The organism is Actinomyces graevenitzii C83 (assembly GCF_000239695.1).
Lineage (GTDB): Bacteria > Actinomycetota > Actinomycetes > Actinomycetales > Actinomycetaceae > Actinomyces > Actinomyces graevenitzii.
The window spans coordinates 737,908-750,327 of sequence record NZ_JH470338.1 but is presented as its reverse complement, the minus strand read 5'-3'; the positions used below and the strand labels follow the sequence as shown (position 1 = coordinate 750,327).

General features: G+C 53.9%; 10 protein-coding genes and 1 pseudogene. 6 read left to right on the top strand and 5 right to left on the bottom strand.

The genetic code is table 11. From position 1 onward, the window contains the following. A pseudogene (locus HMPREF0045_RS10915) lies at positions 1-446 on the top strand (transposase); the annotation flags it as partial. Here HMPREF0045_RS10915 and HMPREF0045_RS03280 read toward each other — a convergent pair. The 4 genes from HMPREF0045_RS03280 to HMPREF0045_RS03265 all read right to left on the bottom strand — a co-directional run bounded on the left by HMPREF0045_RS03280 (position 441) and on the right by HMPREF0045_RS03265 (position 4,866). Further along, positions 441-956 carry a carbohydrate ABC transporter permease gene (locus tag HMPREF0045_RS03280; RefSeq protein WP_005985476.1) on the bottom strand — a complete coding sequence of 172 codons (516 nt, stop codon included), beginning with the start codon at positions 954-956 and terminating at the stop codon, positions 441-443. The pseudogene HMPREF0045_RS10915 and the gene HMPREF0045_RS03280 sit on opposite strands and share 6 nt — an antisense overlap. A gap of 138 nt (positions 957-1,094) precedes the next feature. Then, on the bottom strand, positions 1,095-2,369 hold the full coding sequence (locus tag HMPREF0045_RS03275; RefSeq protein WP_005985474.1) for an ABC transporter substrate-binding protein: 1,275 nt from the start codon (positions 2,367-2,369) through the stop codon (positions 1,095-1,097). A 74-nt stretch (positions 2,370-2,443) separates the two neighbouring features. After that, entirely contained in the window at positions 2,444-3,637 is a 1,194-nt protein-coding gene (locus HMPREF0045_RS03270; RefSeq protein WP_005985472.1) for a Gfo/Idh/MocA family protein, read from the bottom strand. Beyond that, entirely contained in the window at positions 3,637-4,866 is a 1,230-nt protein-coding gene (locus tag HMPREF0045_RS03265) for an ROK family protein (RefSeq protein WP_005985471.1), read from the bottom strand. The genes HMPREF0045_RS03270 and HMPREF0045_RS03265 overlap by 1 nt, the downstream gene beginning before the upstream one ends. Positions 4,867-5,411: 545 nt before the next feature. Here HMPREF0045_RS03265 and HMPREF0045_RS10395 point away from each other — a divergent pair. Genes HMPREF0045_RS10395 through rsgA form a run of 5 tightly spaced genes read left to right on the top strand, consistent with a single transcriptional unit; the run spans position 5,412 to position 10,150 of the window. Further along, positions 5,412-6,545, top strand: coding sequence for a hypothetical protein (locus tag HMPREF0045_RS10395; protein ID WP_005985469.1), 1,134 nt, complete (start codon positions 5,412-5,414; stop codon positions 6,543-6,545). Position 6,546: 1 nt separating this feature from the next. Then, entirely contained in the window at positions 6,547-7,506 is a 960-nt protein-coding gene (locus HMPREF0045_RS03260; protein WP_005985468.1) for an ABC transporter ATP-binding protein, read from the top strand. A 14-nt stretch (positions 7,507-7,520) separates the two neighbouring features. After that, positions 7,521-8,252, top strand: coding sequence for an ABC transporter permease (locus tag HMPREF0045_RS03255; RefSeq protein ID WP_005985467.1), 732 nt, complete (start codon positions 7,521-7,523; stop codon positions 8,250-8,252). Continuing rightward, positions 8,252-9,025 carry an ABC transporter permease gene (locus tag HMPREF0045_RS03250; protein ID WP_005985466.1) on the top strand — a complete coding sequence of 258 codons (774 nt, stop codon included), beginning with the start codon at positions 8,252-8,254 and terminating at the stop codon, positions 9,023-9,025. Before HMPREF0045_RS03255 ends, HMPREF0045_RS03250 begins: the two co-directional genes overlap by 1 nt. A gap of 30 nt (positions 9,026-9,055) precedes the next feature. Next, a complete protein-coding gene (gene rsgA / locus HMPREF0045_RS03245) occupies positions 9,056-10,150 on the top strand; it encodes a ribosome small subunit-dependent GTPase A (RefSeq protein WP_005985465.1) in 1,095 nt (364 codons plus the stop codon). A gap of 284 nt (positions 10,151-10,434) precedes the next feature. Here rsgA and HMPREF0045_RS03240 read toward each other — a convergent pair whose 3' ends face one another. Beyond that, entirely contained in the window at positions 10,435-12,282 is a 1,848-nt protein-coding gene (locus tag HMPREF0045_RS03240; protein ID WP_005985463.1) for an AMP-dependent synthetase/ligase, read from the bottom strand. Positions 12,283-12,420 lie beyond the last annotated feature (138 nt).

Sequence of the window (12,420 nt, the reverse complement as noted above, 5' to 3'; positions counted from 1 at the left end):
GGGAATGGTTTAACCACACCCACGATCCTTGCCTGCTCACGCCGCGTCAGCAGCACCAACTACTCGACCTGTTCGCCAGCGATTGCCACGTCGCACTCGAGGTCACTTGGAGTGCCTACCAGAACATCATTGATGCCTACCGCGCGCCCGACACGGCTGCGGGCAAGGCCATGATGCAAGCCGAAATTAATACACTGACCTGCACGCGTGTACCGAGGGGTCTGAGAGAGCTCATTACGCTGGGCAGGACACTCAAACGCCGATCCAGGGACATCCTGGCCTACTTCGATCATCCCCACACCTCCAATGGCCCTACCGAAGCTATCAACGGGCGCCTTGAACATCTACGCGGATCCGCTCTTGGGTTCCGCAACCTCACCAACTACATCGCCCGCTGCCTCCTCGAAACCGGAGGATTCAGACCCCAACTACACCCTCAATTATGAAGAGCCAGCAAAGCCAGGGGTGGATAGCCAGTAGGGTGGGTTACTTACCCCCAAACCTTTAAGCATCTGGTTAAACAGGCCAAAGTTACCGTTGAAAATGATCTTCCAAACCTGGCTGACCGCGATTGGCATGGCCAGATAAGGCATAAAGAACACGGTGCGATAAAACCGCACCCCGCGTAGCCCCGGTAGCTCAATTAAGGCTGCGATCAGCACAGAGATGATAATCGAGGCCACCACTGCCAGGGTGTAGATAATTGTGTTGATAGTAGCCGAGGCTAAATCAGGGCGGTTAAACAGGTCCGTGTAGTTTTCTAAACCAACCCATTTAGCAGAGCCACCAAAAGCATCAGACCTAGTAAAAGACAGGTAGAAGTTTTTGATAATAGGGTAGTAGTAGAAGATAGCTACACCGCTAAGTAGTGGGGCTACAAACAGCCAGGGCCAGATGCCACCTTTACCTTTAACCGGCCTAGCCACCTTAGCGTTAGGTGCTTTAGCAGTTTTCATATTCACTCACCGGTAACTAATGCATATAAGTAATAGGCGGTGGGTGGCATTTAAGTAGGGGAGGGCGGCCCTAGTGAATCTAGCTTTCACTAAGGGCGCTACTAAATGCCACCCACCATTATTTGCTAGCTAGCAGGTTTACTGCTTTTCCTTGGCTAGCAACGCATCCATTTCGCTGGCCAGCTGCTTAGCGGCCTGCGCAACGGGAGTCTTGCCCTCAAAGGCGGGCACCAAAATCTCCACTTCCTTCTTGTTCCAAGCGGCGGTGTTAATCGAGACCGGGTAGGCTACCGCGTACTTTTCGGCGGCGTCGGTGTAAACCTTCAGGTCCCAGCCCTCAACCAGCTTGGTCCACTTCTCAGCGGCGCCCTCGTAAGCGGGGATAGCGGTGCCGTTAGTGGCCTCAATTTCCTGAACTTCCTTCGAAGCCATCACTGCCACCAGGGCCTTAGCGGCGGCCAGGTGCTTGGAGCCAGCAGAGGCCACATAGGCTAGGCCGTGAATTACGCTGCCCTGCTGCTTGTCTTTAGGTAGCGGCACCACCTGCAAGTTAGCGGTGTCCTTGTACTCGGTCTTGAACACGTTGGCCTGCCAGGAACCAGCCCAGTACATGGCGGCCTTGTCATTCTTGAATAGGTCGTCAGGCTTAGTGTCAGTCATAACCTGAATCTTGGGCATAGAGCCGTCCTTGATCAGCTCAGCCCAAATCTCTAGGCCCTTAATGGCCTCAGGCTGGCCGTAACCAGACTTGCCGTCCTTGATTACGTAGCCGCCGGCCTGGGCAATGGTGTTGTAGTAGGTTTCCTGCCCGCCGCCAATTACGTCGCCGACGACGCCGTAGGCCTTACCTGAGTCAGAAATGGCCTTAGCGGCCTTGTGGAAGTCCTCCCAGGTCCAATCCGCCTTAGGTAGTTCCACTCCGGCTGCGGCAAACAGCTTCTTGTTAACCCACACGGCAATGGTGTCGTAATCCTTGGGGATGCCGTAGTGCTTGGACTTAACCGAGTAGATATCGGCCAAGGCACGGGGGTACTTAGACCAGTCCACGTCCTTAAGATCGTCAAGGGCAGCCAGCTTGTTGTTGGTGGCGTAGAGCTTGGCGTTGGGGCCGTTCATCCAGAACACGTCAGGTAGCTTGTCGCCTTCAGCCTGGGTGCGCAGCTTGGTGAAGTAGTCCTTGAAAGCAGTCAAGGATAGGGTCACCTTGATGTTGGGGTACTTTTCGTTAAAGGCCTTAACCCCGGCTTGGACCGTGGGGGTCTGGTTCTTGTCCCAGTAAGCTAAGGTCAGCTCGGCCTTGGTGTCTTTGGTTAGGGCGCCGCCGTCACCGGCGTCGTCGCTACCGCAGGCCGCTAAAGTGGCCGCAACCGCTAAAGCGCCAGCGGCACTTAGAAATGATCGGCGAGTAAACATTGTGGGCTCCTTTACCTGATTGTGGTGGTTATTGTGGTGGTCAATTGCTGCACGCGGCAGCGTAAATGAAGTCTTTAACCGACTTGGTTGTTGTTAAAGTATTTAATTAATGCGCTCTCAAGCTGGGGCACGCGGCGCGGAGTTGAACCGTTGCGTAAAGACTCGGTGGCTAAAATTCCGGCGGCCACCGCATACCAAGCTCCTAGTGGGGAAGTGTCGGTGGGGCTGTCATTAACCACAAAGTTAATGAATTCATTTACGGTAAGCTGATCGGCGTCGCTGTGACCGCCGGCGTCACCTAAAATCGGGACCTGCTCGGCGCCGTCGAGATCAAAATATGTAGGCACGCGCTTATCCCAAATTTTAATGTGACCGCCCTCGCCGTCACCGAAGTTTTCAATGCGCCCCTCGGTGCCAATTACCGTGTAATTACGCCAATAATCGGGAGCGAAGTGGCACTGCTCGTAAGAGGCCAGCACCCCGGACTCCATGCGCATAAGCATCATGGAAACATCTTCCACATCAATAACTGGGTTTAGACCCTTTTGTGATAGCGGCGGCCAATTGCTGTTATCAAACCAGTCACCCATAAGCAGGTGAGAATTATCGGCTCGATCAGTGACCTGGTTATAAACCATTAAATCACCCATAGCCACCACATCATTGGTGTGGGAATTAGCTAGCCAATGCATTACATCAATGTCATGGGCAGCTTTTTGTAGTAGTAAACCGGTGCCGTGCTCGCGTGTGGCGTGCCAGTCTTTAAAATAGAAATCTCCGCCCGTGCCCACAAAGTGGCGGCACCAAATAGTTTTTACTTCACCAATGCGGCCAGAGCGAATAATGTCACGCATTTCGCGAACCACATTCATATGGCGCATATTGTGGCCCACATAGAGTTTTGTGCCCGTCTCATAGGCGGTGCGCAGCACCTGGGTGGCGCCTTCCATAGTGATAGCTAGCGGCTTTTCCAGGTACACGGCCACGCCGGCTTCGAGTAGCTGGCAGGTGATATCAGCGTGGGTGTCATCGGGGCTGGTGACAAAGGCAATGTCTAGGTCAGCGGCAATGAAATCACCCAGGTTTTCGGTTAGCACTAGGGAGTCTGGGTCGCGTTCTAGACGCTGACTTACCCGCGTCCGCGCCAGAGGGCTGGGTTCACAGGCGGCCACGATCTTAGCGCTGACTGGGCCTTTTTCGGCGTTTAGAGCTAAGTGGGAGCGTGCCCCCACACCAACTACGCCTACCCGCAGGGTTGAAGTGTTCATTATGACCTCTCTTTGGGGTTAGGGATTTGGCAGGCGGGCACTAGCTGCGCGCAGGAAGTAGGGGCGTAGGTGGTGGTGTGTGCTGCCAAAATTCGTTTATCTGCTTGTTCAAGTGCCAGTGCCAGTGCCCCCACGGTGGGGGCGCAGGGCCCGTGTAGGCTGGCTTCTACATTTAGGGCCGGGGCCCCTTGGGGCAGGGTGCGTGAAAGTTCTTGACGTAGCTGCTGGGCTGAAAAGCTGCTGTTAATTGGCAGTGAAACCACCACGGTGCTGGGGTCTACCACTAGGGCCAGGGGGCCTACTATGTCGGTTAGCATTTGCTTGCGCGTGGGCTTATCGCTTTGTTCATGCCAGGGCAGCGCGTCCATGATTTCGCCGGCGTTGTAGGTGCGCCCACGGTGGAGCTGACCGTTCATGATCAGCCCGGTGTTTAAGCCTTCAACTAGGTCAACGAACAGCAGGTCATCATTTGACTCTAGGGTGCCGTTTTGGGTGCGGGTGGCAAATTCTCCCCAGGCTGCGCAGTTAATATCGTTTTCGATGCGCACATTAACCCCAAAACGCATACGCAGGTGGTGGCCGAGGGGGAAGTTGTCAAAAACCGGCACCTGATCTGAGCGGTCTACGCGGCCGGTGGGGGTGATAATGCCGGTGGTGGACATGCCGATGGCGCAAAGCGGGCCGTAGCTTTTAATTAGTGGCCGGGTGAAATCTTCAATTATTGAGCACAGCTGCTCTAAGCGCTGGTTGGCGTTGCTGCGGGTGATGGGGGCGCGTTGGCAGGTGATTACGTTGCCGGCCAGTGTCATAGCGGCAATGATTAGGTCATTGCTGCGCAGGTCAATGCCTATTACTAGGCCAGCTTTGGGGCTGATGGCCAGGTTGCGGGCAGGGCGTCCGCCTTGGGATTTGGCTACCGAGTCAGTGTGTACTAGCCCAAAGTTGGCTAGCTGTTTAAGTAGGATGCCGGCGGTAGTGTGGCTGGTTCCGGTTAAGGTGGCGATTTTTTGGATGGTGGTGGTGCCGTTAAAGCGCATTTGGTCGACGGCGGTGGCCGCGATGCGGGCTTGGCGCGCCGTGAGGGAGATGGGGCAAACTACTGGCAAGTTAGCGTTGGAGTCTATAGCGCTAGCTAGACCCGGGTGAGCGGTGCTCATGTCCGTCCAATCTTCACTGATGGAAGGCGGTGGCTGGGCGTCATCGCCGAAGGTTTTGAAAGGAGCTTTCATAACTCCAGTGCCGAAATAGTAACACTCTTTTTGTGATCTGCAACCTGTTTTGGAAAATTTCCTGCGCGGAAGTTTTTTGGCTGACCCCCCGTACGTGCTGGTGGGGTAGGGGCTCGGCGGTAGCGACGGCTGCTCGGCGGGGTGCTGAGGCTGTGGCGACGGCGCTGGGTGCCGGGCTGCTTAGGGTTTGGCGACGGCGCCCGCCCTGGTTAGAACGTTTTTTGGAACGTTCTATTCAAATTTGACACTGTGCTATGACAAATATGAGGGTAGTTGGTGTTCTGCTGTCAATGTGTCACCTTCCTAAAATGATGCTTGCCATGTGTCGCTATGTTAGGTTATGCTCAACTTGAGATTAAATCTGATCTCATGATGTATATGAGGAGCTTTCGATTATGAAAGATAAAGATATCGAACAGGTTACTGAGATGATTGATGTAGCTACTGCAAAAATCTTTGGTGAGATGATGCAGGGCTGGAATCACGGGACCCCTGGGCTGTGAATAGATAGTTTCGTGGGTGTCGGAGATTGAGGTGACACACTAATGTCTGAAGTTTTAGCTAGTGTAGAATCGCTGTACAGAGGTATTAGTGGAAAACCGGTATCTCCGGCACTTGCGGAACGAGTAAATATAGTGCATTCTGCCCTGAGCGGGTTGCCAGCTCCTCGTGTTAGGACTGTGGCCGCTCCGGTATATGTTACAGATTTAGGTGTTAGGTATTTTCCTGATCCTTTAAAATTTTATAAAGCTCACGTTGAAATTGCTGGCTCGAAAACTGTGGCAGAGGATGCTCTGGTGAAAGCAGTATCAGCTTCCAGTGATGATGCATTGGCTTCTGTTGTTGACTCTCTAGTTATGTTTTTTGGGAACTATCACGCGGTTGTGAAAGGTCTCAAGGGTCGTTCTGAGAACGCCAGTTTAATCCATAATTATGAAACGTTAATTATCCTCGGGAGTGTCTATTCTGCAGTCGCAGACGAAAGTGCGACTGTTACTTTTGAGAGAGCAGAAAATGCTGCTTCTGGATCTTCGCAAGCATATGGTGCGGTGCATCGAAAAGCTGCATTCTATCTAAAACGTCTGGGTAATCCAGATCTTGCGCAGAGAGAGCTGCAACGCGGCTATGATCTTTATCTGAATTCTGATGCGGGTTCAATACTAGATTTAGCACTTTTCTACAATCTTCAAGCTTTGATTGAAGTTAAAATGCATTCAGGAAATGAATCTATTGTTTTGCATAAAGCATTAGATTCTTTGTCTAGATTTGATTTATCTGAAGTTTGTGTTGATGTTGCTTCTCGTGCCGGTAGGTATCGTAGTCAAATACTCATTAATAAAGCTCAACTTCTCACTCGATTAGGTCAGTTCGAAGATGCTAGCGCAGTTCTTCGCGATAATCTTGAGCAAACTCATAATGTGGCTTATGATTACTATCCGGAAGCATTGGCCGAATATGTATTAATGCGTTATATATCTGGCGATTATAAAGAAGTTTGCAAATTGGCTCCAATAGCAGTTGGTTACATGGCATCAATTGGTGCTATTGGTTCAGTTGCTCGTTTACGTGAAGTAATGGTTGCAGCTCTTCATAAGATGGGACGCGACAAAGAAGCGAACTTGGTATTAGAGTTAAGACGCTCTGATGTGTTGGGTATTAAACATATAGGTGAGTTTTAATATGGCAGATATTGCGGTGGAAGCTCGCGATCTTAAACGCAGCTTCAACAAGGGCAAGTTTGTGGCTGTTAACGGATTAAGCCTGGATATTAACTACGGCCAGATTCATGCCCTGTTAGGCCCTAACGGTGCAGGTAAAACTACTACCGTTAAAATGTTGACCACGCTCCTACAGCCAGATAGTGGTAGCGTCAAAATCGCTGGCGTGGATGCGGTTAAAAACCCAACCAGTGCCCGACGTAAATTAGGGCTGGTGTTGGGTGGGGATCTAGGTTTCTACCCGCGTGCTAGCGCGCAACAAAACCTGTGTTTCTTTGCTGATATTCAGGGCGTGCCTAGCGCTAAACGTCACCAGCGTGTAGCCCAGGTACTGCAAGACGTGCAGTTAACCCAGTACGCTGACACTAAAGTAAGCGGTTTCTCGCGTGGTATGAAACAGCGTTTACACATCGCCCGGGCCCTGCTGCACGAGCCGCGTATCTTGTTTCTAGACGAACCCACTACTGGCTTAGACCCGGATATATCACTGGAAATCCGTGATCTTGTCTCTCGCCTGGCCCGTCAAGGGGTAGCTGTGCTACTTACTTCTCATTCCATGGCTGAAGTAGAAGAACTCGCCGACCAGATCAGCCTGATCGGCGCCGGTAAACTAGTTATTAGCGGCCAGGTGCAAGACATTGCCGCCTGTGCGGGGTTTGACCGCTGCTCTACTTTCACCCTGACCCCAGCCCAAGATGGCCTCCTGAAGCTAAGCGAGTTACTGCCGGGCGCCGTCGTACACGAACGCAGGCCGCTATCGGCCCAGTGGCTGCACACTATCTACTGGCCTCAAGCCCAAAGCTCTGCGGCCTTAGAAGCAGAGCTTAAACGCCTGTTTGGCCGGTTACCGGCGGATTACTTGTGTCGTCCGGCCAGCTTGGAACAGGCTTATTTAGCTATGGCAGACAGGCTTGCACGCTAATGAGAATGCTGCGCATGTTGGCTTTCCAGTTTCGCCAATTTATTTCAGTGCCTTATTTCGTGCAGTTAATGCTGGTGGCTACCTTAACTACCACGTTGATCCAGTATTTAGCGCAGCGTGCTTGGGGCGGGGTTGACCCTACCGCTGCTTGGCTGCGTGGTGGGTCGATCGGCATGTGGACCACGGTTACCGCAGCGGCCGGGATTGTGGGTTTTGAGCGTTTTAAAGGCACCCTGGTGCAGTTAGTGATCGCCCCGATCGGGGCGCTTAAAGCGGTAGCGAGCGTGGTCAGCGCGGCGGCTTTGTTTGGTTTGCTGGCTTTTCCTACCGCTTGGCTGACTTGGGCGGTGCTTAACTGGGATGTCACGTTCACGCCTTGGCGTAGGTTGTTGGCGCTGGTGGGGGCCCAGTTAGCTTTCTTTGTGGCCTGTTTGGTGGTTAGTTATGTTGTGGCCGGGATTTTTGTGCTCACTCCTAACGCCATCACCTATGAGGGGTTGTTACTGATCCCGGTGTTGATTGTCTCTGGCATTGTTTTCACTGATACCACTATGCCGCCCTGGCTGGCTTGGCTGGGTAAAGGGCTGCCGCTTAGTAGTGCTTACCGGATGCTGGTGCATGGTTTTTCTTGGTCGCAGGCATGTGCTTGGCTGCTTACTAGTGTTGCTTGGCTGGTTTTAGGCTGGGTGCTGGGGCGCCGTTGCTTGCGGTTAGCTTGCAAAGCGGGAACCTTGGAGGTGGTTTGATGGGGCCGGCTAATTTTTGGGCGCGCTTGGTTGACGGGGTGGCTATTTCCCGGGCGAGTTCCACTATTTTCGCTACTCTTGGTACGGCCCTGGTGTCGCTGCTGGTGATCCCGGTTTTAGAGATTGTTTATAGCCTGCTTTTCGGGGCGGATCTGCATTCAACCCAGTTGCTGCGTACTGCTTATGTGGCTACTTGCGTGTCTTTCACGAGCGCGATTTGTTCGGGGATGGTTAGCCGCGTGGCAACGGACCGTCACTTGGGGGTGTTCCAAGAGGTTCATTCTTGGAGGCGTTTTGATGCTGCTTATTGGTTAGCTGCGGCGGTAGTGCCGGTTATTTTTGCTACGACGACGGCGGTGATCGCCCTGTTAGGGGTGCGGCTAGTGGCTTGGGGGCAGGTTGGGCATCCTAACTTGGCTAGTTTGCTGGGCTTGTTTGGCTTGTCCCTGGTTTGCGGGGTGTTGTTAGGGGTTGGTGCTGGTGGTATCGGGGTAGATTTGTCTGACCCGTATGCTGGGGCTAACACGGTGACTGCTTTGTTGCCGATTTTTACTGGCGTGATTGTGCCGGTTAAGTATTATCCGGTTTGGCTGTCTTGGTTTAGTTATGTGACTCCGTTAGCGCGCTGCTTTAATCAGCCGGCCTTGGTGTTAAACCCTGCCGCTGCGTTAATGGATTTAGTGGTGGCTGCGGCCTGGGCGTTGGTTGGGGTTGGTTTGGTTTGGCATGCTATGAAACGGTTGCGTCAAGGTTTACGGCGTGAGGCCCTCTAGCCGGGGTGCTTTAGCGAGCGGGAGAACATGATGAGCACTAAAACAGCGCGGGTACAGGCATATTTCGCTGTCGCCCAAATGAACTACGGTGAAGATATTTCCTTAGCGCAGGTAGTGGCTGTGCATCGAGGTGCCTTTAGCGCCCAGATAACGCAAGGCTCAGACGTTAAGGGCGACGGCGTCGTCGCTATCACGCTGGCAACCCCCGGTAACTGCACGGACCACCCGCTATGGCCCCCGGTGGTAGGTGACTGGGTGGCGCTAGCTGATGCGGTACAAAACCATGGGGAAGCTGCCGCCCACGCCGTAGAAATCATGCCGCGCACCAGCTACATTGAACGCCCTGCCGCCAGCGGGTTTGGGCTCAGCCAGGCCATCGCCGCCAATGTAGATGAGCTAGTGATCGTAGAGCCATTACAGCCGGCCTTCTCAATTGGGCGGGTCGAGCGGTTTGTGGCAATAGCCCACGCCAGTGCCATCAGGGCGCGGGTAGTGCTAACCAAAGCAGACCTGGTGGCGGGCCAAGAAATCCAGGGCGCAATTGAGCAATGCGAGCCCTTGGTGGAGTCGGTGACGGCGCTAAACACCACCGACACCCAGGCGGTAGCTAGGCTAAAAGAAAGCTTTATCCCCGGGGATACTTTAGTGCTGGTGGGACGCTCAGGTGCGGGTAAATCCACGCTTACCAATGCGCTTTTAGGGACCAGCCTCGCTACCGGTAAAGTGCGGGCGGCGGATGGTAAAGGCCGCCACACCACCACTTCACGCCAACTGTTGCAGGGGGAGGTAAATATTATTGACACCCCTGGAATTAGGGCTTTGGGGGCCACCCCGGACGCTGAGGCGGTAGACCAAACTTTCACGCAGATCGCTGCCCTGGCTGAGCAATGCCGCTATCGCGACTGTAGTCATAGTGGTGAGCCGGGCTGCGCTGTGGGCCAGGCTTTAACTCAAGGCGACTTAAGCCCAGAGGTGTTGGAGCGCTACCAGCGGATGCGCCGGGAGTCTGAGCGTAATGAGCTTAACCGTGATGCTCGTCTGGCGCGCCAATCTCAACGCACTGCTAGCCGGGATAACACTCGGGGTAGGCGTGAGACTATGCGGCTTAAAGGCCGGGGTAACTAACTACATGTAACTGCTTGCCGGCCTGTAGCTGCTTGCCGGCTGGGGCAGTGGGGCGACGTCGTCGTTGCAGTTAAAATCTGCCCGGCCACTAGTTATACCCAAAAGGTTTACATCTAGAACTCAAAATTTACATCTAGAACTATCCCTTACAGTTACACCTAAAATCATCCCTTCCCTATAAAAATACGCGTTATTTTTATAGGGAAGGGATGAAATTACCTGTATTTGACTGTGGTTACCTGTGTTTGACTGTACTTACCTGTGGTGTTTACAGGTGCTGTGCGTCAGTCGGTGGGCATGGAGCTGGCCTTGGAGGCGTAGATAGAGTCAACTACGTCCGCATACTTAGCCAGTGCCGCTGCGCGCTTAACCTTCAGCGAGGGGGTAAGCAAACCATTGGCTTCAGTGAAGTCATCGGTGAGCACGCGGAAAGAGCGGATAGATTCCGCCCGGGAGACTGCCTCGTTGGTGCGTTCGACGGCGCGGTCTAGAGCCGCTAGTACCTCAGGGTTCTTCGCGGCCTGTTCCACGCTCATCTCTTCTAGGCCGTGGTTCTTAAGCCACTGGGGCAGCATGTCCGCATCTAGCGTGATTAGGGCAGAGATGAAAGGCTGGTTGTCACCAACCACTACCACCTGGCTTACCAGCGGGTGACCACGCAGGCGGTCTTCCAAAATGGCCGGAGCTACGTTCTTACCGCCGGCAGTAATGATCAGTTCCTTGCGGCGTCCGGTGATACGCAGGTAGCCGTCCTCGTCGAGCGAACCAATGTCACCGGTGCGCAGCCAGCCGTCAGCGGTGAAAGCTTCCGCGTTGGCTTCATCATTGTTCAGGTAGCCGGCAAAAACGCCGATACCCTTAATTTCAATGTCGCCATCTACGGTTACGCGCACGCTGTTGCCGGTAACCGGCGGGCCAACAGTACCAATCTTGGACTGCACCGCAGTGTTAACGGTGGCAGGGCCAATGGTTTCAGTCAGGCCATAGCCTTCAAGCACGCTCATGCCCACGCCACGGTAGAAGTGACCCAGACGCTCACCTAGCGGGCCGCCACCAGAAATCACGTAGCGTACGTTTCCACCCAGCATGGAACGCAAAGTGGAGTAAACCAGGCGGTCAGCCGCGCGGTGGGCGAGCTTCAAAGAAGTAGAGGGGCCCCCTTCATCCAGGGCACGCGAATAGGTAATAGCCACCTTGGCAGCCCAACGGAAAATCTTCAGCTTGGTGCCTGAGCCGGCCTTAGCGTCGGCAGCGTTGTAAACCTTTTCCAAAACGCGCGGTACACATAGCAGGTAGGTGGGGTGGAAAGACTGTAGGTCAGGTAGCAGGGTCTTAACGTTTGCGCAGTGGCCCACCACGCCGTCGCCACCAATAGCTAGCAGCTGCAAGAAACGCGCATAGACGTGGGCTAGCGGCAAGAACAGCAGCAGGCGCACATCCTCGCCGCGCAGCACCTGGGGAATCCAGTCCACACCGTTATGGGGTAGGCCAGCAGCGTTACGGTGGGTTAGTACTGCACCCTTGGGGCGGCCGGTGGTGCCCGAGGTGTAAACGATGGAGTAAATGTCGTCGATACGCAGAGCCTTGGTACGCTGCTCCACCACATCCATGTCGATGTTCTCGCCGGCGCTGTTGACCTTGGCAATAGCCTCATCAGCCAGGGAGAACACCGAAACCTGCTGCTTAGCTTCCTGGGAGGCCTGGTAAACCAGCTTGGCTAGCTTGGCGTTCTCAGTGAAAACTAGACGCACCTGTGCGTTAGTTAGAATCCACTGGATCTGCTCAGAAGAGGAAGTTTCATAGATCGGCACGCTAACCAGCCCGGCGCGGGAGATCGCCATGTCGATAAGCATCCACTCATAGGAGGTGTGGGCCATGATGCCCACGCGCTGACCAGCTTCTAGACCTAGACCAACTAGGCCGCGCGCTAGGGTATCTACTTCACTTTGGAATTGGCGGGCGCTTACCTCATCCCAACCGTCACCAGCGGCGTTACGCTTGGCCACCAGCGGCTTGTCAGGTAGCCGCTTAACCCGGTCGGCCAGCAACCATGGCACGCTCCAGGTTTCTTCTAGCTCATGAATGAGCGGTGACGAGGTTTGGGCAGCAATCTGAGCAGGGCTTTGAGTCACGGCCCCATTATTGCAGAAAAAATAAAACGTAGGGTTCTACTAGCCTTGTAGGAATTCTACAAATTATGTTTGATAGATAAAAGCGGTTGGTACTCGATGAACAAAATCGAGCACCAACCGCTTTTAACGGGGTGATTT